This window comes from Methylobacterium sp. M6A4_1b (genome assembly GCF_053345175.1).
Map to the genome: position 1 here is coordinate 1 of NZ_JBKEZQ010000031.1, position 20,967 is coordinate 20,967.

Consider the following 20,967-nt stretch of genomic DNA (forward strand, 5'->3'; position numbering starts at 1 on the left):
CCTTCCGCTCGGGGAGTGCGGCTTTGACGGTCTTGAGGATGCCTGCGGCGTCGAGGCCGGCCTCGGCGTACATGGCGTCGGGGGTGTTGTGGTCCTGGTAGGTGTCGGGCAGCGTCAGCGTGCGCACCCGGACCCGGCCGGCATCCAGCGCGCCGCGTTCGGCCAGCAGGTGCAGCACCATCGCCCCGAAGCCGCCCACCGAGCCCTCCTCCAGCGTCACCAGCACCTCGTGGCGGCCGGCCAGGTCCAGGATCAGCGCCTCGTCCAGCGGCTTGGCGAAGCGCGCATCCGCCACGCTCACCGCGATCCCCTCCGCTTCCAGCGCGTCGGCCGCCTTCAGCGCCTCCGACAGCCGCGTGCCGAGCGCCAGCAGCGCCACCCGCGCCCCCTCGGGCGCGCGCACCATCCGGCCCCGGCCGATCGGCAGCACGTCGCCGCGCTCGGGCAGGTCCACGCCGACGCCCTCGCCGCGCGGGTAGCGCAGGGCGATCGGGCCGCTGTCGTGCGCGTGGCACGTGGCCACCATGTGCACCAGCTCGGCCTCGTCCGAGGCCGCCATCACCGTCATGTTCGGCAGGCAGCAGAGATAGGCCAGATCGAAGGCGCCCGCATGCGTCGCCCCGTCCGCGCCGACGAGTCCCGCCCGGTCCATGCAGAAGCGCACGGGCAGGTTCTGCAGCGCCACGTCGTGCACGACCTGGTCGTAGGCCCGCTGCAGGAAGGTCGAGTAGATCGCCACGAACGGCCTGTAGCCCTCCGTCGCCAGGCCGCCCGCGAAGGTCACCGCGTGCTGCTCGGCGATGCCGACGTCGAAGGTGCGCTCCGGATGCGCCTTGCCGAACAGGTCGATGCCCGTGCCCCCCGGCATCGCCGCCGTGATCGCCACCACCTTGTCGTCGGCATCGGCGCACTTGATCAGGCTCTCGCCGAACACCCGGGTGTAGGCCGGCGCGTTCGGCTTGGCCTTGGCCTGGACCCCCGAGAGCACGTCGAACTTGACCACCCCGTGGTAGCGGTCGGCGCTGGCCTCGGCCGGTGCGTAGCCCTTGCCCTTCTGGGTCACGACGTGCAGCAGGATCGGCCCCTGCTCGCTGTCGCGCACGTTCTTCAGGACGGGCAGCAGATGGTCGAGATTGTGCCCGTCGACGGGTCCGACATAGTGGAAGCCCATCTCCTCGAACATCGTGCCCGAGCCCACCACCAGGGAGCGGGCGTATTCCTCGGCCGCGGCCGCGCGCTGGTAGAGCCCCTTGGGCAGGAGCTTGCCCAGCTGCTTGGCGGTCTCGCGCAGGGACTGGTAGGTGCCCCCCGAGGCCAGCCGCGCGAAGTAGGCCGACATGGCGCCCACGGGGGGCGCGATCGACATGTCGTTGTCGTTGAGGATGACGATCAGGCGCGAGTGCAGGGCGCCGGCATTGTTCATGGCCTCGTAGGCCATGCCCGCCGACATCGAGCCGTCGCCGATCACCGCCACCATGTTGCGGCGCTTGGGCGCGGCCGAGCCCTTGGCCTTGGCCGCCGCCTCGTCGAGGTCGCGCGCCACCGCCATGCCCAGCGCCGCCGAGATCGAGGTGGAGGAATGGGCCGCCCCGAACGGATCGTAGACGCTCTCCGAGCGCTTGGTGAAGCCCGACAGGCCGCCGGGCTGGCGCAGCGTGCGGATGCGGTCGCGCCGGCCCGTGAGGATCTTGTGCGGGTAGGCCTGGTGGCCGACGTCCCAGACGATGCGGTCGTCGGGGGTGTCGAACACGTGATGGAGCGCCACGGTCAGCTCGACCACGCCCAGCCCCGAACCCAGATGCCCGCCCGTGACCGAGACCGCGTCGATCATCTCGGTGCGCACCGCGTCCGCCACCGCCTGAAGCGCGCTCTCGGGCAGCCGCCGCAGCGCCGAAGGCTCCGCCAGACCGTCCAGGATCGCCGTCGCCTCCGAGGACGACACCGACGACGCCTGCGCCAGGCCCGGAGAGACCTTCTCCCGCGCGGCCTTCTCTTGCGCGATCTTGTCTTGCGAGGTTTCTTGTCGTGACACCGAACCAACCTCACGCCCGGAGGGAAAACATGCGCGCAATGATTTGGCGCCAATGGATTATTTCGTTCGGGAGCGGGACCGCTCCCTAGTCGACGTCGAGGGGAGCGACGCCGGCCGCCCTGCCGTCGGGACCCAGGGTGATCTTCTGGATGCGTGCCTCGGCCTTCTGAAGCAGGCCCTCGCAATGGCGCTTCAGCGCCTCGCCGCGCTCGTAGATCGCCACCGACTCGTCGAGGGGGACGTCCCCCTTCTCCAGGCGGCGCACGATGTCCTCGAGCTGCTCCAGCGCCTTCTCGAAAGGCAGGTCGAGGCTCGGTTCGTCCGTGCCGGACGTCGACGCAACGGCGGGTCGCGTGACACTCATTCTAAACTACCCCGTGATCCGGACGGTCTAAGCCTCCGGCCCGGAAGCCGACAACCCGATCCGGCCTGCGGATCGTCGTTTCGTCGTCCGGGGCGGCGTTTGCGCCACACCCTCGACGCCTCGATTCGCACGCCTCGGGTCCAATGGACATCGCCGAACAGTTTTGTCCTTCAGAGCCTTAACCCACGACCCGAATGTCGGATGCGAACGCGAGGCGGAACGGTTCGCCCTCGAAGGCCTCGGCGCCGCGCCCGATCTCCGCGATCGCCGCGACCATGCGCCCGTCCCGGCCCAGCATGCGGTCGGCGATGGCCACGAACAGGGCGTTGGGCGTCGCGGACGGGGCCGCCATGCGCAGGGACCGGGCGATCTCGGCCTCGTCGCGCTCCGGCGCGAGGGCGCAGGCGGCGATGTAGGCGGCCGCCGTCGAGCGGCTGATGCCGGCGTAGCAGTGGATCAACAGGGGGCGCGACTGGTCCCAGGCCCTGGCGAAGTCGAGGATCTGCGCGACGTGGACCTCGCCCGGCGTGACGTGCCCGTCCATCGGCGCGACGATGTCGCTGACCTCGACCACGCAGTGGCGCCCCTCCGCGATGCCCTCGGGCCGGGCGATGGCGGTACCGACCTTCATCAGGGTCATCAGGTGGGTCGCGCCGGAGGCGTCCAGGGTCTCGGGCAGGCGCGACAGGGGGCAGACCTGGAGATGCGGCATCAGGCGGGATCCGGTTGCGCGAGGGCCTGGAAACGGGCGAGGAAGCGCGCCTGCGCCATGCCGGTGGGCCAGGGTGCCAGCAGCGCCTCGGCCTCGGGGCCGAGGGGCACGCGGGCCCCGAAGATCGCCTCGGCCTCGGCCTCGGAGAACCCGGCCAGGCACGTCGCCTCGTGATAGGCGGCGATGCCGTCGGCCAGCTTGACCAGGGCGGACAGCGCCGGACCCGGCTCGGCCAGGCCGAAACGCTGGCGGATGGCGGTGAGCAGCCGGCGCTCCACCGCCTTGTAGGAATCGCCGATGGCCGCCTTGAAGGGGGAGATGATGTCGCCGATGACGTATTCGGGGGCATCGTGCAGCAGCAGTTCGAGGCAGTCGACGCCGGGCAGGTCCGGCGCCCGCGCACGGCCGATGGCCTCCACCAGCAGGGCGTGCTGGGCCACGGAGAAGACGTGCGGCCCGGCCGTCTGCCCGTTCCAGCGGGCGACGCGGGCGAGCCCGTGGGCGATGTCGGCGATCTCGATGTCGCGCGGGGCCGGGTCGAGGAGGTCGAGGCGCCGTCCCGACAGCATCCGCTGCCAGGCGCGGCCGCGGTCGCCGCTCATGGCGAGCTCCCCGTCGTCCGATCCCCGAGGGCGGCGCAGGGCCCGTGCCGGTGGCAACCGACGAGGTGATCGTTGACGAGGCCCACCGCCTGCATGAAGGCGTGGACGATGGTCGGCCCGCAGAACGTGAAACCCTCCGCCTTCAGGGCCTTGGACAGTTTTCCCGAGACGTCGGTTTCGGTGGCGATGCCCCGCCGATCCTGCGCCGTGCCCTGGATCGGCGCGCCGTCGACGAAGTCCCAGAGGAAGGCCGAGAAGCCCGGCCCGCGCGCCTCGATGGCGAGGTAGGCCCGGGCGCCCGCGATGGTGCCGACGATCTTGGCCCGGTTTCGGATGATGCCTGTATCCTGCATCAGGCGGGCCACGTCCGCGTCCGTGAAGCGCGCGATCACCTCCGGGTCGAAGTCCGCGAAGGCGCGGCGGAAGCCCTCGCGGCGGCGCAGGATGGTGATCCAGGACAGGCCGGCCTGGAAACCGTCGAGGATGAGCTTCTCGTAGAGGGCGCGGCCGTCCCGCTCGGGCACGCCCCATTCGGTGTCGTGATAGGCGACGTAGACGGGGTCGAGCCCGGCCCACCAGCAGCGGGCGCAGCCGTCGGGATGGTGGATCAGGCCGGAGGGATCGGTGGGCATCGGCGAGGGTTTAGCCGGGCACGGCCCGCGCGTCGATGTCGTGGCGCCCTCAACCGGCCGGGGCCGTCTCGGGGAAGGCGAAGGTCGCGAAGGCCGGCTTCTCGACGCCGACCGGGACCGCGCCCGCCCGCAGGGGCTCGCCAGCGGCCAGGGCGTCGGCGAGGCGGTCCAGGCGCAGGAGGCCGAGGGCGCGCCGGCCCGCGACGCTGCCGACGGTGCCGAGCGCGCGCTGCCCGGCGGTGATCTCGGCCCCGCCCTGCAGGGCCTGGTCCGAGACCGCGACCAGCGGGACGATCCGCGTCCGGGCCGTGCCGCGATGCTGCATGCGCGAGACCACCTCCTGGCCGACATAGCAGCCCTTGCGGAAGTCGACGCCGCCGAGCTGGTCCATCAGCGCTTCGTGCGGGAAGGCGTCGGACCAGGGGAAGTCGCGCCCGCCCTCGGGGATGCCGAGGGCGATGCGGTGGGCGTGGTAGTCGGCCTCCGTCGCGTCCGCCGAGAAGGCCCCGAGCCGGAAGGTCAGGCGCTCGCCCAGCGCGCCGAGGCGGCCGTCGCGCAGGCGGGTCACCGCCGCCGCGGTCTCCGCGCCGTCCCAGGCGGCCGCAACGCCGAGGGTCGGGTCGAGGGCGATCGTCACCTTGGCGCGCAGGCGGTAGAGCCCGAGACGCTTGGCGAGGCCGGGTGCCTGCTCGGCGGCGGCGTCGAGCTGAAAGCCGTCGGCCGTGCGAGCGACGAGGAAGTCGAACAGGATCTTGCCCTGGGGCGTGAGCAGGGCGCCGAGGCGGGCCTCGCCGGATTCCAGGCTCTCGACGTTGCAGGTCACCACGCCCTGCAGGAAGCTCGTCGCATCCTCGCCCGAGACGGTGACGACGGCGCGGTCCGGCAGCAGGGCGATCGGCATGACGACTCCTTCACGAGCGGCGGCGGCATTGCGCGCCGTCCGGGGCTGACATAAGCCGCCCGCGACCCCGTCTCAATGCGCGTCCGGACCACGGACGGCTCCAGGAGATTCGGAATGGACCAGCCCTTCGACCTCCTCCTCGCCGGCGGCACCGTGGTGAACCAGGACGGCGCGACCCAAGCCGATCTCGGCATCCGCGCCGGACGCATCGCGGCGATCGGCGATCTCGCGCAGGCGCAGGCCGCCGAGCGGCGCGACTGTACCGGCCTGCACCTGCTGCCCGGTATCATCGACAGCCAGGTGCATTTCCGCGAGCCGGGGCTCGATCACAAGGAAGACCTCGAATCCGGCTCGCGCGCGGCCGTCATGGGCGGCGTGACCACGGTGTTCGAGATGCCGAACACCAACCCGCTCACCACCAGCGCCGAGGCGCTCGCCGACAAGGTCGCCCGGGCGCACCACCGGATGCATTGCGACTTCGCGTTCTGGGTCGGCGGCACCCACGAGAACGCGCACCTGGTGCCCGAACTCGAGCGCCTGCCGGGAGCGGCCGGCATCAAGGTGTTCGTCGGCTCCTCCACCGGCTCGCTGCTGGTCGAGGACGATGCCGGCGTCACCGAGATCCTGAAGCGCACCCGCCGGCGCGCCGCCTTCCATGCCGAGGACGAACCGATGCTGCGGGCGCAGAAGGACCGGCGCGTGCCGGGCGATCCGTCCTCGCACCCGGTCTGGCGCTCGCCGGAGGCGGCCCTGAAGGCGACGCAGCGCCTCGTGCGCATCGCCCGGGCCACCGGCGCCCGCATCCACATCCTGCACATCTCGACGAAGGAGGAGATGGCCTATCTCGCCGGCGCCAAGGACGTGGCGACCTGCGAGGTGACCCCCCACCACCTCACCCTCGACGGCGACGAGGCCTATGCCCGCCTCGGCACCCTGGTGCAGATGAACCCACCGGTGCGCGGCGCCGATCACCGGGACGGCATCTGGCACGGGCTCTCGCAGGGCGTCGCCGACATCCTCGGCTCCGACCACGCGCCGCACCTGCTGGCGGAGAAAGCCAAGCCCTACCCGGATTCGCCCTCGGGCATGACGGGGGTGCAGACCCTGGTGCCGATCATGCTCGACCACGTCGCCGCCGGCCGGCTGTCGCTGGCCCGCTTCGTCGACCTCACCAGCGCCGGCCCGAAGCGGCTGTTCGGCATCGCCCGGAAGGGCCGGCTCGCGGTGGGCTACGACGCCGACGTGACGGTGGTGGACCTCAAGCGCCGCGAGACCATCCGCAACGCGTGGATCGCCTCGAAATGCGGCTGGACGCCCTATGACGGCGTCACCGTGACGGGCTGGCCGGTGGGCACCCTGGTGCGCGGCAACAGCGTGATGTGGGAGGGGGTCCTCACCGCACCGTCCCGCGGCGAGGCCGTGCTGTTCGAAGAGGCCCTTGCGCCGGCCTGACGGCCGGCGCGCAGCAAAAAGGGCAGGTGCCCGGCGCCTGCCCTTCGGTCGTCGATCGGTCGAGCGCCGGATCGTCCCGTCAGTGCTGTGGGCTGGTGGTGAAGGCGCCGCCGCGGATGCGGTCCGGGAAGCCCTCGGCGTAGCGGGCGGTCGCCTCCTCGCCATAGGTCGTGACGAGTTCCTGGAAGGCCGCGAACAGGGCAGCCTGGGCCATGCAGTCGCCGTCGAGACCGTCGAGACAGCCCTCGGCGAAGGCTTCCGAGACGTAGCTCAGAGCGACGCGCTTGTCGTCGAGATCCGCCTCGAAGGGCGCGGAAACCGTATCCATGTGCATGGGCCACATCATCGTTTGCGCCGGTGAACGACCCGGCGAGTAACCACGAGGATAGGGCGATCGGAGAGGTTCGCAAAGCCAGGAATTGCGAAGCGGTTAACGCGGGCACTCAAATTCTTCGTTTTCGCCAGCGGCCCGGACCCTGTGGCCGACCGGCATCACTACCCGCCGAACCGGCTCGCCAGGGCGTGCGACAGGCGTTCGCCCTCGGCCACGAAGCGGGTGGACGCCTCGGTGGCCGCGGGCGTGCAGACCCGGTAGGTCAGGCTGTAGCCGCGATAGCCGCGGTTGTAGGCGCCGGCGAGGCGGTCGCGCCGGCCCGGGGTCACGCCCTCGGCCTCCATCAGGGCCTTCATCCGGGCCGGCCATTCGGGGGCATCCGGGGCGGCGCAGAGGTCGCGCAGGAAGGCGAGGGAGCCGATGACCTCCGAGAGACGGAGCAGGTCCCGGTCGTAGGGCGCGGGCGGCGGCTCCGGCGGCGGCGGCGGCTCCTTCTCCTTCTCGGCCGGCTTCGGGGCCGCCCGGGACGCGCCGCCGCGGGATTGCTGCGCGAAGCCGTCATCCGGCAGAGCCGTCAGCACGGCGAGGCCGCACGCGACCGCGAGTCCCGCGTCACGAATCCTCACGCCGCCGGCTCCGCGTGCCGGGCCATCCGGGCGAAGGCCTCGCGGACGGTTCCGGCGAGGCCGGGCGTGGTCGCCAGGGTCTCGAGCTCGGCCAGTGTGGCCCAGCGGACGCCCAGGGCCTCCGGACCGGCCACCGGCTCGCCACCGTGCCAGAGGGCGGCGTGAGGATGGACCACGTAGTGATGGCGCACGCGTCCCTCGGGATCGCGCAGGATGATCTCGGTGGGGCTGAGCACGCCCACCACCTCGGCCGACAATCCGACCTCCTCCTGCAATTCGCGCAAGGCCGCCTCGGCCAGGGGCTCGCCCGCCTCGACCAGGCCGCCGGGAAGGGTCCAGACGCCCCGCATCGGCTCGTTGGCGCGGGCGGCGAGGAGCACGCGGTCGTCGCGCAGGACCGCGATCGAGGTGCCGACGAAGGGCCGCGTCGGGAACAGGCGCGACGCGGCCGCCTCCGGATCGGTTCCGCTCACGGCGTCACCACGGCGATGCGACCGTCGGCGAGGCCGACGAGCAGGCGGGTGGCCGCCCCCCGGCCGAGGCTGGCGAGGCCGAAGGCGGCGAGCCCGGGCAGGGGCGCACGCCATCGCTCGCGGATGCCCTCCTTGAGGGAGAGGATCGCCACGGCACTCCGGTCCGCGATCGGGAGCGCGAGTTCGGGCGCGCCCTCGCGCTCCGGCTCGACCAGGGCCGCGAGGTCGGCCTCGCCCTCGCCGGGGGAGACGTTGGTGTAGCCCGGCGACTCCTGGATCAGGCGCAGGGCGCCGGCCTCCAGGGCCCAGAGCTGCAGCCGGCCGACGCCGTCGGGGGCCGCCACGGCCGCGACCTGCGACCGGCCGGTACCGGAGAAATCCGCGAGCGCGGCCGGCTTCAGGGGCTGGCCGCCCGGGCCCGTGGCCTGCTCGGGACTGCGCGCCAGCAGCGCCCAGCCCGTGCCGGGCGGTGTTCCCGCGCCGGGCTCGGCCTTGGCGAACAGGACGAGGGCGGCCCCGCCGGCGGGCGCGATCGTGACGGCGAGGACGATGGGCCTGCCGTCCAGCCGGCCGATCCGGGGCCGGCGCAGGGCGAAGGCCGTGTCGGGCGCGGCGGAGAGGGTGGTGGTGGCCACCGGCACGGGCTTGGGGTCGCTGCCCATCGCCACGGGCTGGCGCTCGCGGAGGACGAGGCTTCCGGCCTGCTCGGGACCGCCGGCCAGGGCCGGCACCGGGTTCGCCAGATGCGCGCTCAAGGGACCGGAGACGGCGCGGCGGGAACCGGGCAGGGCGCCGCGCGGGGTCTCGGCGGCCGCCAGTCCCTCCACCGCCTCGGCGCCGAGCAGGGTGGCAGCCACCTGTCCGTCGACCAGGCTGAGGGCGGCGCCGCCGGAATCACCCCAGACCACGGCGATCGGCGCCTCCGGCTCCACCACCGCGGGATTGGCGTTGCGGGCGCGTGCGAGGGGCAGCAGGCCGGAGGTCGCCACCGCGATGGCGACCTCGCTGCCCGGCCCCCGCAGGGCGCGGGCCCGGAAAGGCAGGTCGAGGATCGTCACCGAGGGCTGCGCCCGGGCGGGGGTCGCGGCGATCAGGAGTCCGACGAGAAGCGCGCGGCGCATCCCCCGTTCAGACATGCTGTCCGCCGTTGATGTGCAGCTCGGCGCCGTTCACGTAGGACGAGGCCTCGGTGCACAGGAAGTAGATCGCCTTGGCGACTTCGTCGGGGGTGCCGAGCCGGCGCTGCGGGATGCCGGCGACGATCTTGTCGGTGCCCGGCGACAGGATCGCGGTGTCGATCTCGCCCGGTGAGATCGCGTTCACGCGGACGCCGAGGGGTCCGAAATCGCTCGCCATCTCCCGGGTCAGGCCGGCCAGGGCCGCCTTGGAGGTGCCGTAGGCGGCGCCCGCGAAGGGATGGACGCGCGAGCCCGCGATCGACGTGACGTTGACGATGGAGCCCTTGGCCCGGGTCAGCTCCTCGCAGAGGCCGCGGGCCAGGAGGAGGGGTGCGAACAGGTTGACCTGGAACACCCGCTGCCAGTCCCCGAACTCGGTGGCGATGGCGCCCAGGCGTTCGCCCTGCGGACCCTTCGGCGAGATGCCGGCATTGTTGACGAGGGCGTGCAGGAGGCCGCCCTCGGCCGCGAGGCGCCCGGCCACCTCCTCGATGCCCCGCACCGTATCCTCGGGGTCGGACAGGTCAACCTGGAGGTGATCCTCCGGACCCATCTCCCAGGGGCAGTTCTCGGGGAAGGGATGACGCGAGCAGGTGATCACCCGCCAGCCGGCGGCCGAGAACCGTTTGACGGTGGCGTGGCCGATCCCACGGCTCGCCCCCGTGAGCAGCATGATGCGCCGGCGTTCGTTGGATGAGGCCAAGACCGTTCCTTCAGGATCGGGAGGCGTCCGGCCGGCGAGGCCGCCGCGCCGCCGAGAAGCCCCCACGCCACGCCCAGGAATAAGGGGCGCGGGTCCTAAAATCCAGGGTCATCCCGCGACGCACCAAGATGCCGGCGCCCCGACGGCGGAGAGCCGTCGATCCGCCTCAGGGATAGAGACGCGCCCCGCGCCAGACCCCGCCGCCGGAAGCCTCGCCGTCGCGGGTGAAGCGGACGCGATCATGCAGGCGGAACGGGCCGTTCTGCCAGAACTCGATCGAGACCGGCGCGATGCGAAAGCCCGTCCAGTTCTCCGGGCGCGGCACCGGGCCCTCCCCGTAACGTTCGGCCAGGGCCTCGACCGCGCGCTCGAGGGTCTCCCGGTCGGCCAGCGGGCGCGACTGGCGGCTCGCATGGGCTCCGAGGCGGCTGTTGCGGGCGCGGCTGGCGAAGTAGGCATCCGCCTCCTCGGCCGTCACGTGGGTCACCGGGCCGCGGGCGCGGACCTGACGGCCCAGGCTCTTCCAATGCAGCACCAGGGCGGCCTGCGGGTTCTCGCGCAACGCGTCGCCCTTGGCGGAGTCGAGGTTGGTGTAGAACACGAATCCGTGCGCATCGACGCCCTTCAGCAGCACGATGCGCACGTCCGGCAGCCCGTCGGCGCCGGCCGTGGCCAGCGCCATCGCATTGGCATCGTTGGGTTCCGACGCCTCGGCCTCCGCCATCCAGGCCGCGAACAGCGCCCAGGGATCGGTGGTGCGGGTGAAGTCGTCGCCGGGCCCCGTGGCGTCCCCGGTCGCGCTGCGGGAAGCGGGATCATCGATCCTTAACCGTTCCAAGGCGTAATCCTGTGGTGAGATCCGGGTCGGGGGCACCGACGTGGGAAACGAACGTTTTTCGGCCCAACACGTCGTTTGAGATCAGGTGTAATGCGTCGGCGCGACTGTAAAGCCCAGGCCGTCCCAGAAATTCGCGTCCGCCGCCGGTCGAGGACCGTGCCGCCGCGCGCCACGCGGGCCATCGGCCTCAGCGTGCTGCTCGGCCTCGGCGGCTGCGGGCTGCCGATCATCACCTTCCAGGCGGAGGAGACGGCCGCGACCGGCGCCGTGGCGGAGGCGGCCAAGCGCGGCGACAAGGCGAGTGCGGCGCTGCCGGACGAGCCGACGAGCACCGGCAGCATCGACAAGCGCCCGCTCGGGTTCGGCAACGACCTCGGCGCCGAGGACTGGCGCCGCGCCAACGCGGCCCTGGCCGTCGCCCTCGATCCGCAGGGCAACGGCCGCCCGGTCAAGTGGGACAACCCGGAGACGACCCTGCGCGGCTCCGTGAACCCCACCGGCCTGCCCTATGTCGCCAACGACCTCGTCTGCCGCGATTTCCTCGCCTCGGTGATCGCTCCGGCCGGCAGCCGCTTCGTGCGCGGCACGGGCTGCAAGCCGTCCGGCGGGGACTGGACCCTGACCAAGGTGCGGGCCGCCAAGGCCTCCTCCTGAGGGCTCCCGCGGGTCCGGCCGGATCACAGTTCGAACAGAAGCGTTGACGCCGCGCCAATCGCAGCGAATTCTCGCGCGAGACCGTTGCAGGGAAGCAACAGGCCGGCCACATGACAGACGAATCCGAAGGAGCCGGGCCCGTGCCCGGTCCCAGGCGGCACCGAGAATCCTGAAGACCGATGCGAAATCCCTACGATGTGCTGGGCGTCTCCAAGGGCGCCAGCGAAGCCGACATCAAGAAGGCCTACCGCAAGCTCGCGAAGGCCTACCATCCCGATCGCAACCAGGACGACGCCAAGGCCAAGGACCGCTTCGCGGAGGCCAACAGCGCGTACGAGATCCTGGGCGACGCGGGCAAGCGCGCGCAGTTCGACCGCGGCGAGATCGACGCGGACGGCAAGCCGCGCGCCACGGGCTTCGAGGGCTTCGGAGGGTTCGGCGGCGGTCGCGGCGGCGGGGGCGGGGGCGGGGGCGGCGGCTTCGATTTCGAGAGCGCCGCGCGCGGGCGCGGCCCCACCGGAGGGGGCGGCATCGGCGAGGACATCTTCTCCCACCTGTTCGGCGACGCCTTCCGGGCGGCCGGCGCGGGGCCGGGCGGCCCGCAGCGCGGCCCCGTCAAGGGCGAGGACGTGGCGGCCGAGTTGAGCGTGACCCTGGAGCAGGTCGCCAGCGAGGAAAAGCTGCGCCTGTCCCTGCCGGGCGGGCGCGACGTGGACGTGGTGGTGCCCAAGGGTGTGGTCGACGGCCAGACCATCCGTCTGCGCGGCCTCGGCACTTCCGGCGGCCTGCGGGGTGCGCCCGGCGACGCGCTGCTGACCATCCGCATCCTGCCCCATGACCGCTTCACGGTGGACGGCGCGGACCTGCGCGGCAGCGTCGACGTGCCCCTGGAGGATGCGGTCCTCGGCGGTCCGATCCGGGTCCCGACCCTCACCGGCGCGGTGGAGATGAAGATCCCGCCGATGACCGGCTCGGGCCGCACCTTCCGCCTCCGGGGCAAGGGCCTGCCGAAGAAGGACGGGACGCGGGGCGACCTCCTCGCCGTGACGGCCGTGACCCTGCCCAGCGTCGAGGACCCGGCGCTCACCCAGTTCGCCCAGGCCCGGCGCGCGGCCAAGGCCGGCTGACGGGTCCAAGGCCGGCTGACGGGGCCGGCCGATCGGGTGCCTTCGCCGGATGCGCAACGGCCCTCCGGCGCTGTCAGCGCCTCGGACTTCCGTCCCAGGCGCGCCTCCGCTAAAGATGCCCGGCGCGTACACGCCGATCCGTCGCCCGACGGGCCCGTCGGCACGCGCCACGGCTCTGGCTCAGGTGACACATGGCGGACACGCACCCGGTTCACGATCACGTCGGCGGTCTCCTCGCCGGCAAGCGCGGCCTTGTGCTCGGTGTCGCCAACAACCGCTCGATCGCCTGGGGCATCGCCAAGAGTGCGGCCGCCCACGGCGCCAAGCTCGCCTTCACCTATCAGGGCGACGCCCTCAAGAAGCGCGTCGAGCCGCTGGCGCGTGAACTCGACGCCCACGTGGTCGGGCATTGCGACGTCACCGATCCGGCCTCGATCGACGCGGTCTTCGCCGCCGCCGCCGAGGTGTTTCCCGAGGGCATCGATTTCGTCGTCCACTGCATCGCCTTCTCGGACAAGGACGAGCTGACGGGCCGCTACCTCGAGACCTCGGAGGCGAACTTCACCAAGTCGCTCCTGATCTCCTGCTACTCGTTCACGGCGGTGGCCCAGCGGGCCGAGAAGCTGATGCCCAACGGCGGCTCGCTCCTCACCCTGACCTATTACGGCGCCGAGAAGTGGATGCCGCACTACAACGTCATGGGCGTCGCCAAGGCCGCGCTCGAGGCGTCCGTGCGCTACCTCGCCGCCGATCTCGGCCCCTCGAAGATCCGCGTCAACGCGATCTCGGCCGGCCCGATCAAGACGCTCGCCGCCTCCGGCATCGGCGACTTCCGCTACATCCTGAAGTGGAACGAGTACAACGCCCCCTTGCGCCGCACCGTGACCATCGAGGAGGTCGGCGAGACCGCGACCTACCTCGTCTCGGACATGAGCAAGGGGATGACCGGCGAGATCCTGCACGTCGATGCCGGCTACCACGTCGTCGGCATGAAGAACCCGGAAGCCCCGGACCTCAGCCTCGACAAGGACTGACGCCCGGCCTAGCCCCGGCTCAATCGTCCTCCGCGAAATCGCCGAACAGCCTGAGACCTTCGATCCAGGTCGCGCCCTCGCGCTTGACGACGCGGTGGGGCCGGGGGCCGCCCTCTGCCAGGATGGCGCCGGCCAGCCGCTCGGAATGGGTCACCAGCCAGACCTGCGTGCGCTCCGACGCCTTGACGATCATGCGGGCGAGGGGGATCAGCAGGTCCGGATGCAGGCTCGTCTCGGGCTCGTTGAGGGCGATGAAGGGCGGCAGCCGATAGGCGAGCAGGGCGCCGGCCAGGGCCAAGAACCGCAGGGTCCCGTCGGAGAGCTCGGCCGCCTCGAAGACCCGTTTGGGATAATCGGGAAACACCATCCCGAATTGCGCTTGGCGCCCCGGCAGGGGCAGGTCGAGACGGGCGCCGGGGAAGGCCTCGTCCACGGCGGCCGCGAGGTCGGTTGCGTCCTGGCGGATATGCGCGAGGGTGGCGAACACGGCAGCGAGGTTCGATCCGTCGGAGGCGAGGACCGGGGCGGTGACCGCCAGGCAGGGACGGCGCAGCGCCGAGGCGGCGTCGGTCCGGAAATCGTGGTGGAAGCGCCAGGCCGCCAGGGCGCTGCGCAGCTGATGCAGGTCCGGATAGGCACCGGCATCCTGGATGGTGCCGAGGACGGTCTCGGACGGCAGAAGGTCACCCCCCAGGCTGCGCTTGCGCCCCTCCGCGTCGCGCAGGAAGCCGCCCGGACCGTCGCGCTCCATCAGGGTGGCCGGCCGCCGGGCCGAGATCAGACGAAGCCGCTCGGTCTTCAGGTCGGGCTCCAGGGGAAAGCCCGCCGTGACCTTGATCGGCTTGAACCCGACCTCGACGGCATGATCGTAGGCCAGGCCGCTGGCGTCGTCGGCGAGTTCGACGCTCCAGCGGATCCGAGCCGGTTCGTGGCGCTTGCGCTCCCCGGCCCAGCTCGCGGAATCCATCCCGCCCTCCGCGGCAAGATCCCTGATCAGGGTGTTCGCGGCGGCCGATTGCAGGCATTCCAACGCCCGGTAGAGGTTGGTCTTGCCGACGCCGTTGGCGCCGATGAAGACCGAGAGGGCGCCGACGGGGAAGCGGATCGATCGCAACGACCGGTACCCCGATACGGCGACGTCACGGACGGCCGGCATGCGCGCGCTCCCGTCGGTCGCGCCGGGCGCGCGAGGCTCGAGACGCAACTCTTGGCTTCATCGCTTCGCCCGATCAATCCGGGACGGTCGTCCCGTCGATCCCCGCCCGAGCCTCCGGGAAGCGCGGATCCATCGCCTCCAGGGTATCGGCGATGGTGCGGGCGACGAGGAGATTGCGATACCACTTCCGGTTGGCCGGAACCACGTGCCAGGGCGCCTGCGGCGTGGAGCAGGCGGTCAGGGCATCCGCGAAGGCCGCCTGATAGGCGTCCCAGGCCCGGCGCTCCACGAGGTCGGCGGGATCGAACTTCCAGTGCTTGTCCGGGTTCGCGATCCGGGCTTCCAGGCGCTCCTTCTGCTCGTCCTTGGAGATGTGGAGGAAGAACTTGAGCACGGTGGTGCCGGAGGCGGCGAGCATCCGCTCGAAATCGTTGATCTGAGCGTAGCGGGCGCGCCAGACCGGCTCCGGCACGAGGTCCTTCACCCGCACCACGAGGACGTCCTCGTAATGGCTCCGGTTGAACACGTTGATCATGCCCCGCGCCGGCGCCTTGGCATGGTAGCGCCACAGGAAGTCGTGGTAGCTCTCCTCCGCGCTCGGCACCTTGAACGACCACACCCGGCAGCCCTGCGGGTTCACACCCTCGAACACCGCCCGGATCGTCCCGTCCTTCCCGCCGGTGTCGATGGCCTGGAACACGACGAGCAGGCTGCGCCCGTGCTCGGCATAGAGCCGCTCCTGCAGGGCGGCGATGCGGGCGCGCTCGGTGACGAGCGCCGCCTTGGCCTCGTCCTTGTCGAGGCCGCCATCGGCGTCCGGATCGATCGCGCCGAGGTCGCAGCGGCTTCCGGGCTGCACGGTGACGATGCCGGAGGCGGCGGGCGCCAGGCGGGGATCGACGTGATCGAGGGCGCCGCCGACCCGGCTCTCGGCCTCGCGGGCCCAGTAGGCGGAGGAGGGGGGCCGGTGCCCGGCCCGGCGCGCCTTGCCCGTCCCGTCCTCCTTGCCCTTCTTGTCCTCCTTGCCCTTCTTTTCCTTTTTGCCCTCCGTGCCGGGCACGGCATCCTTGCGGTGCGAAACGTCACGCTGCGACGCGGAAGCTTCGGTTTCTCCCGAACTCTGGCCCCGGCGATGCTTGCCGTGATGCTTCGACATGATGAGACTCGCTTCCTCGGTGGAAGGCGGACTGGGGCGGCCGCCGGGATGCAGGGCCAGGATGTGCAGGGCCAGGATGTGAGTGCGAGAACGATAGCCCGGCTCGGCCGTTCCGGCGAGCGGCGGTCATGAGGCCGTGAACCCGATCTACTTCGTCCGCCATGGCCAGACCGACTGGAACGCAGAGGGGCGGCTCCAGGGGCAGCGGGACATCGACCTGAACGCCGAAGGCCTGCGTCAGGCCGGCGCCGTGGCCGCCCGCCTCGCGACCGCCACCGGCGGCGCCGACCTCGCCGGCATGGACTTCGTCGCGAGCCCGCTGACCCGGACCCGACGGACCATGGAGACCCTGCGCGCGGCCCTCGACCTCGACCCGGAGGGCTATCGCCTCGATCCCCGCCTGACGGAGATCAGCTTCGGTGCCTGGGAGGGCTCGACCTGGGCCGAGATCCGGCGCTGGGACTCCGCCGGGGCCCTTGCCCGCGACCGCGACCGCTGGGGCTATCGCCCGCCCGGCGGGACCGGCGAGAGCTACGCCATGCTGGTGGACCGGGTCGCGCCCGCCATCGCCGCGCTGACGCGGCCCGCCGTGATCGTCGCCCATGGCGGCGTCGCCCGGGCGATCCTGGTGATCCGGGGCCATCTCGGCATCCGCGACGCGCCCCGCATCGGAATCCGGCAGGGCAGCGTCCTCGTCCTCGACCGGGCCGGATGGCGCTGGGCCTGACCTGACCGTTCTGCGCGTTCAACCCCGGTTCAAGCCTGCCGCCCAAACGTGCTAGACGCGCCGTGATTTCGGCGCGATCCGGGCGCCTACCCGGCCAAAAGGACGGTGCCCGATCGGGTGCCGGCAGCGGAGCAGCGGATGACCAGTCTCGCCGAGACGACCCGGCCCCGGGCGGCAACGCGCGGGCCTCAGGAGACGAGTCCCCCGGCGGAGGCGACCGGCCCGCGGGCGGTCCTGCGCGGCGCGGTGCGCCCCGACCTCATCCGCGACGAGACCTTGAGCGAGATCTTCCGGGAGAGCGCCCGGGCGCGCCCCGACCATCCGGCCCTCGTGGACGGGGCCAGCACCGGCCCCGACGGCGCCCATCCGGCCTTCACCTACGCGGCGGTCGAGGCGCAGGCGAGCACGATCGCCCGGGGCCTCGCCCACCGCGGCATCGGCCCCGGCGACGTGGTCGGCCTCTGGATGGCGCGGGGACCCGAGCTGCTGATCGCCCAGATCGGCATCACCCTGTCGGGCGCGGCCTGGCTGCCCTTCGACGCCGAGGCCCCGGCCGACCGCGTCGCGGTCTGCCTGGACGATGCCGGGGCCAAGGCGCTCCTCGTCTCGCCCGCCCTGGAACCGCAGGCCCCCGCCGGCACGCCGAGCCTGACGGTGGCCGGACTCGCGGCCGCGACGCCGGCGGAAGCCGCGCTCCCGGACCCGCGGGCGTCGGGCCTGACACCGGAGCATCCGGCCTACCTCATCTACACCTCGGGCTCGACCGGCGTGCCGAAGGGCATCGTCATCAGCCACGCCAACATCTGCCACTTCCTGCGCTCGGGGAACGCGCTCTACGGAATGCGGCCCGACGACGTGGTCTTCCAGGGCGCCTCCGTCGCCTTCGATCTCTCGATGGAGGAGATCTGGGTGCCCTACCTCGTGGGCGCGACGCTGTTCGTGGCCTCGCCGGCCATGATGGGCGACGTCGAGAGCCTGCCGGACATCATCGCCCGGGCCGGCGTCACCGTCCTCGACACCGTGCCGACGCTCCTCGCCATGATCTCGCGGGACCTGCCCACGGTGCGCCTCGTGCTGCTCGGCGGCGAGGCGCTGCCCGAGCCCCTGGTCGCCCGCTGGGCGAGCGGTGCGCGACAGCTCTTCAACACCTACGGGCCGACCGAGGCCACGGTGGTGGCCACCGCCGCCGAGATGCGGCCGGGCGCGCCCGTCACCATCGGCGGCCCGATCGCGAATTACTCCGTCTACGTGGCGGGCGAGGCCCTGGAACTCCTCGGGCCGGGCCAGCCCGGCGAACTCCTCATCGGCGGCCCGGGCGTCGCGAAGGGCTACCTGAAGCGCCCCGAGCTGACGGCCGAGAAGTTCATCGCCAATCCCTTCGCCTCGGACGGGACCGACCCCGTCCTGTACCGCTCGGGCGACGCGGTCTCCCTGGATGCGGCCGGCAACATCCTGTTCCACGGCCGCATCGACGACCAGGTGAAGATCCGCGGCTTCCGGGTGGAGCTCGGCGAGATCGAGTCGCGCATCCAGGTCCTGCCCGGCATCAATCAGGCGGCCGTGGTGCTGCGTCAGGACGACGGGGTCGACCGCCTCGTCGCCTTCCTGGTGCCCGAGCGCGGCGGAGAGATCGACAAGGCGGGCCTGCGCCAGACCCTGGCCGGGCAGATGCCGCCCTACATGGTGCCGGGACATTTCGAGGCGGTGGAGGTGCTGCCGCGCCTCACCTCGGGCAAGGTCGACCGCAAGGCCCTGCGCATCGCCACCCTCACGGTGGCCGACACCACGGGCGAGCAGGAGCCGCCGCGCAACGAGACCGAGGCCGCGCTGCTCGCCGCCGCCAACCGGATCTTCGGCAACCAGGCGATCCCCTTCGAGGGCGACTTCTTCGCCGATCTCGGCGGCCACTCGCTGCTGGCCGCCCGCTTCGTCGGCGCGGTCCGCGAGATCCCGGCGCTCGCCGCCATCACCCTGCAGGACGTCTACGGCCAGCGCACCCTGCGGGCCATGGCGGACACGCTCGTCGCCCGCACCGGCGGCGTCGGCACCGAGATGGCGATCCGGGACCTGAGCTTCCCGGCGCCGTCCCTGAAGCGGCGCTTCCTCTGCGGCCTCGCCCAGGCTGCGGCCCTGCCCTTCGTCATCGCGCTCGCCACCGCGCAGTGGCTCGGCATCTTCGTGACCTACCTGCTGCTCACCGGCGGCGGCCTCGGGTTCTTCGGCGAGCTCGCCGTGCTGCTCCTGGTCTATATCGGCATCAACGCCGTGACGGCCTCGGTGGCGGTGGCGGCCAAGTGGCTGATCCTCGGGCGCACGAAACCCGGGCGCTACCCCCTCTGGGGCGTGTACTATTATCGCTGGTGGCTGGCGCAGCGCCTGACGCCGCTGGTCCACATCAAGTGGCTCCAGGGCTCGCCCGCCATCGTGTTCTACCTGCGGCTGCTCGGCGCCGACATCGGCAAGGACGCGCTGATCTCCGACGCGGAAATCGGCGCGCCGGATCTCCTCAGCGTGGGCCCCGGCGCCTCGCTGGGCGGACGTCTCGTCATCGCCAACGCGGAGGTGGTGGGCGACGAGCTGATCATCGGCCGCGTCCGCATCGGCGCGGACGTGGCCATCGGCGCCTCCTGCGTCATCGGCCCCGACACGGTGATCGGCGACCATGCCGAGATCGGCGACCTCACCACCATCCCCACCGGCACGCGGGTGGGGACCGCCGAGATCTGGGACGGCTCGCCGGGCGCCAAGGTCGGCATGGCCGATCCGTCCGTGCTGCCCGCACCCGCCACGGCCTCGCCCGGTCGGCGCTTCGCCTTCGCGGCCCTCTACACCTTCCTGCTGGCGGCGATCCCCGCCATCGGCCTGCTGCCGATCTTCCCGGCCTTCTACATCTTCGACCAGCTCAGCGATTCCCTCGGCGACATCACCGACATCGACTATCACTGGTACCTGCCGCTGCTGACCTGGCCGACCGCCATGCTGATGACGGCGGGCACCGTGCTGCTGATCGCAGGCATCCGCTGGCTGGTGCTGCCCCGCGTCTCCTCCGGCACCCACTCGATCTACAGCGGCTTCTACCTGCGCAAGTGGGCGGTGGCGCTCGCGGCGGAGGTGACGCTGGAGACGCTCTCCTCCCTGTTCGCCACCGTCTACATGCGGGCCTGGTACCGCCTGATGGGCGCCCGGATGGGGCAGGGGGCCGAGATCTCCACCAACCTCGCCGGGCGCTACGATCTGGCCGATATCGGCGCGCGCAACTTCATCGCCGACGAGGTGGTCTTCGGCGAGGAGGAGATCCGGCGCGGCTGGATGACGATGCACGAGGTCCGGACCGGCCCGCGCGTCTTCGTGGGCAACGATGCCGTGGTGCCGCCCGGCGCCGTGATTCCCGAGGACGTGCTCATCGGCATCAAGTCGAAGCCGCCGGCCAACGAGCTGATGACGCCCGGCGACACCTGGTTCGGCTCGCCGCCGATCAAGCTGCCCTCGCGCCAGCGGGTCGATCTCGGTTCGAACACCCAGACCTACGAGCCCGGCATCGGACCCAAGCTCCGGCGCGGCATCTTCGAGGCGTTCTCGACCTCGTTCTCGCCGATGCTGTTCATCACCCTCGCGATCTCGGCGATCGACTTCTACTTCTACCCGGCGATCCTGGCCCAGGACTGGACCGGCCTCGCGGTCAGCTTCGTCGTCGTCTCCGTCGCCATCGCCTTCATCCAGTCCTTCACGGTCATCGCGGTCAAATGGCTGCTGATGGGCGTCTACAAGCCCGGCATGCAGCCGATGTGGTCCTGGTGGGCCATGCGCACCGAGGCCGTCGCGGTGCTCTACTGGGGGCTGGCCGGAAAGGTCCTGCTGGAGCACCTCGCCGGCACCCCGTTCCTGCCGTGGATGCTGCGGCTCCTCGGGGTGAAGGTCGGCCAGGGCGTGTGCATGCTCACCACCGACATCACCGAGTTCGACTGCGTCACCATCGGCGACTACGCCACCATCAACCGCACCTCCGCCCTGCAGACGCACCTCTACGAGGACCGCATCATGAAGGTCGGCCGGGTCGAGGTCGGCCGGGGCGTCTCGGTCGGTGCCTTCTCGACGGTGCTCTACGACACCAAGGTCGGCGACTACGCCCGCCTGCGCCCGCTCACCATCGTCATGAAGGGCGAGTCGATCCCGGCGCACTCGGAATGGGAGGGGGCGCCCGCCGTGCCTGTGGTGCACGCGGATTGAGGGCGAGGAGCGCTGGACCGACAGCGACGACCTGCTAAT

The 20,967-nt window shown here is 71.8% G+C and carries 19 protein-coding genes and 2 pseudogenes; 7 read left to right on the forward strand and 14 right to left on the reverse strand.

The genetic code is table 11. The features are described from left to right. The 6 genes from dxs to ygfZ all read right to left on the reverse strand — a co-directional run. Positions 1–1,915 (reverse strand): 1-deoxy-D-xylulose-5-phosphate synthase (gene dxs, locus ACLBWX_RS20285; RefSeq protein ID WP_447678824.1); only part of this gene is annotated, 1,915 nt, incomplete at its 3' end. A 202-nt stretch (positions 1,916–2,117) separates the two neighbouring features. Beyond that, entirely contained in the window at positions 2,118–2,396 is a 279-nt protein-coding gene (locus ACLBWX_RS20290) for an exodeoxyribonuclease VII small subunit (protein WP_056469553.1), read from the reverse strand. A gap of 178 nt (positions 2,397–2,574) precedes the next feature. Then, positions 2,575–3,108 carry a tyrosine phosphatase family protein gene (locus ACLBWX_RS20295; protein ID WP_447678792.1) on the reverse strand — a complete coding sequence of 178 codons (534 nt, stop codon included), beginning with the start codon at positions 3,106–3,108 and terminating at the stop codon, positions 2,575–2,577. Next, complete coding sequence (locus tag ACLBWX_RS20300; RefSeq protein WP_447678793.1) at positions 3,108–3,710, reverse strand: hydrolase; 603 nt, start codon at positions 3,708–3,710, stop codon at positions 3,108–3,110. Before ACLBWX_RS20300 ends, ACLBWX_RS20295 begins: the two co-directional genes overlap by 1 nt. Further along, entirely contained in the window at positions 3,707–4,342 is a 636-nt protein-coding gene (locus ACLBWX_RS20305; RefSeq protein WP_447678794.1) for a DNA-3-methyladenine glycosylase I, read from the reverse strand. The genes ACLBWX_RS20300 and ACLBWX_RS20305 overlap by 4 nt, the downstream gene beginning before the upstream one ends. A 49-nt stretch (positions 4,343–4,391) precedes the next feature. Beyond that, positions 4,392–5,243, reverse strand: a complete 852-nt coding sequence (ygfZ, locus tag ACLBWX_RS20310; protein WP_447678795.1) for a CAF17-like 4Fe-4S cluster assembly/insertion protein YgfZ — start codon at positions 5,241–5,243, stop codon at positions 4,392–4,394. A gap of 114 nt (positions 5,244–5,357) precedes the next feature. Between ygfZ and ACLBWX_RS20315 the strand changes: the two genes are divergently transcribed. Next, positions 5,358–6,695 carry a dihydroorotase gene (locus tag ACLBWX_RS20315; protein WP_447678796.1) on the forward strand — a complete coding sequence of 446 codons (1,338 nt, stop codon included), beginning with the start codon at positions 5,358–5,360 and terminating at the stop codon, positions 6,693–6,695. Between the two features lie 79 nt (positions 6,696–6,774). On the opposite strand, the gene ACLBWX_RS20320 is transcribed toward ACLBWX_RS20315, so the two are convergent. From ACLBWX_RS20320 to pdxH, 6 genes are all read right to left on the reverse strand, one after another. Then, positions 6,775–7,029: a hypothetical protein gene (locus ACLBWX_RS20320; RefSeq protein WP_055954093.1), complete on the reverse strand. Its 255-nt coding sequence runs from the start codon at positions 7,027–7,029 to the stop codon at positions 6,775–6,777. Positions 7,030–7,190: 161 nt separating this feature from the next. After that, positions 7,191–7,655: a TIGR02301 family protein gene (locus tag ACLBWX_RS20325; protein ID WP_447678797.1), complete on the reverse strand. Its 465-nt coding sequence runs from the start codon at positions 7,653–7,655 to the stop codon at positions 7,191–7,193. Beyond that, entirely contained in the window at positions 7,652–8,128 is a 477-nt protein-coding gene (locus tag ACLBWX_RS20330) for an NUDIX hydrolase (protein WP_447678798.1), read from the reverse strand. Before ACLBWX_RS20330 ends, ACLBWX_RS20325 begins: the two co-directional genes overlap by 4 nt. Then, entirely contained in the window at positions 8,125–9,249 is a 1,125-nt protein-coding gene (locus ACLBWX_RS20335; RefSeq protein ID WP_447678799.1) for a hypothetical protein, read from the reverse strand. Before ACLBWX_RS20335 ends, ACLBWX_RS20330 begins: the two co-directional genes overlap by 4 nt. A 7-nt stretch (positions 9,250–9,256) precedes the next feature. Next, positions 9,257–9,979 (reverse strand): SDR family NAD(P)-dependent oxidoreductase, encoded by a 723-nt coding sequence (locus tag ACLBWX_RS20340; protein WP_056469526.1) that lies wholly within the window; start codon positions 9,977–9,979, stop codon positions 9,257–9,259. 196 nt (positions 9,980–10,175) lie between these two features. Continuing rightward, positions 10,176–10,847 carry a pyridoxamine 5'-phosphate oxidase gene (pdxH, locus tag ACLBWX_RS20345; protein ID WP_447678800.1) on the reverse strand — a complete coding sequence of 224 codons (672 nt, stop codon included), beginning with the start codon at positions 10,845–10,847 and terminating at the stop codon, positions 10,176–10,178. A 90-nt stretch (positions 10,848–10,937) separates the two neighbouring features. On the opposite strand from pdxH, the gene ACLBWX_RS20350 reads away from it, so the two are divergent. The 3 genes from ACLBWX_RS20350 (at position 10,938) to fabI (ending at position 13,662) form a co-directional block, all read left to right on the forward strand. Further along, complete coding sequence (locus tag ACLBWX_RS20350) at positions 10,938–11,501, forward strand: RT0821/Lpp0805 family surface protein (RefSeq protein WP_447678801.1); 564 nt, start codon at positions 10,938–10,940, stop codon at positions 11,499–11,501. A gap of 179 nt (positions 11,502–11,680) precedes the next feature. After that, entirely contained in the window at positions 11,681–12,628 is a 948-nt protein-coding gene (locus ACLBWX_RS20355) for a DnaJ C-terminal domain-containing protein (protein WP_447678802.1), read from the forward strand. Positions 12,629–12,819: 191 nt separating this feature from the next. Continuing rightward, a complete protein-coding gene (fabI, locus tag ACLBWX_RS20360) occupies positions 12,820–13,662 on the forward strand; it encodes an enoyl-ACP reductase FabI (RefSeq protein ID WP_447678803.1) in 843 nt (280 codons plus the stop codon). Positions 13,663–13,681: 19 nt separating this feature from the next. On the opposite strand, the gene ACLBWX_RS20365 is transcribed toward fabI, so the two are convergent. Both ACLBWX_RS20365 and ACLBWX_RS20370 read right to left on the reverse strand, forming a co-directional pair. After that, complete coding sequence (locus ACLBWX_RS20365) at positions 13,682–14,818, reverse strand: AAA family ATPase (protein WP_447678804.1); 1,137 nt, start codon at positions 14,816–14,818, stop codon at positions 13,682–13,684. A 73-nt stretch (positions 14,819–14,891) separates the two neighbouring features. Beyond that, the gene (locus ACLBWX_RS20370; protein ID WP_447678805.1) at positions 14,892–15,974 is read right to left on the reverse strand and encodes a polyphosphate kinase 2 family protein; all 1,083 of its coding nucleotides are present in this window, start codon (positions 15,972–15,974) and stop codon (positions 14,892–14,894) included. A 136-nt stretch (positions 15,975–16,110) separates the two neighbouring features. On the opposite strand from ACLBWX_RS20370, the gene ACLBWX_RS20375 reads away from it, so the two are divergent. The 3 genes and pseudogenes from ACLBWX_RS20375 to ACLBWX_RS20385 form a co-directional block, all read left to right on the forward strand. Then, complete coding sequence (locus tag ACLBWX_RS20375) at positions 16,111–16,701, forward strand: histidine phosphatase family protein (protein ID WP_447678806.1); 591 nt, start codon at positions 16,111–16,113, stop codon at positions 16,699–16,701. Positions 16,702–16,839: 138 nt separating this feature from the next. Continuing rightward, positions 16,840–18,663, forward strand: a pseudogene (locus tag ACLBWX_RS20380) (amino acid adenylation domain-containing protein); the annotation flags it as partial. A 213-nt stretch (positions 18,664–18,876) separates the two neighbouring features. Continuing rightward, positions 18,877–20,928 (forward strand): annotated as a pseudogene (locus ACLBWX_RS20385) (Pls/PosA family non-ribosomal peptide synthetase); the annotation flags it as partial. Between the last annotated feature and the right edge of the window lie 39 nt (positions 20,929–20,967).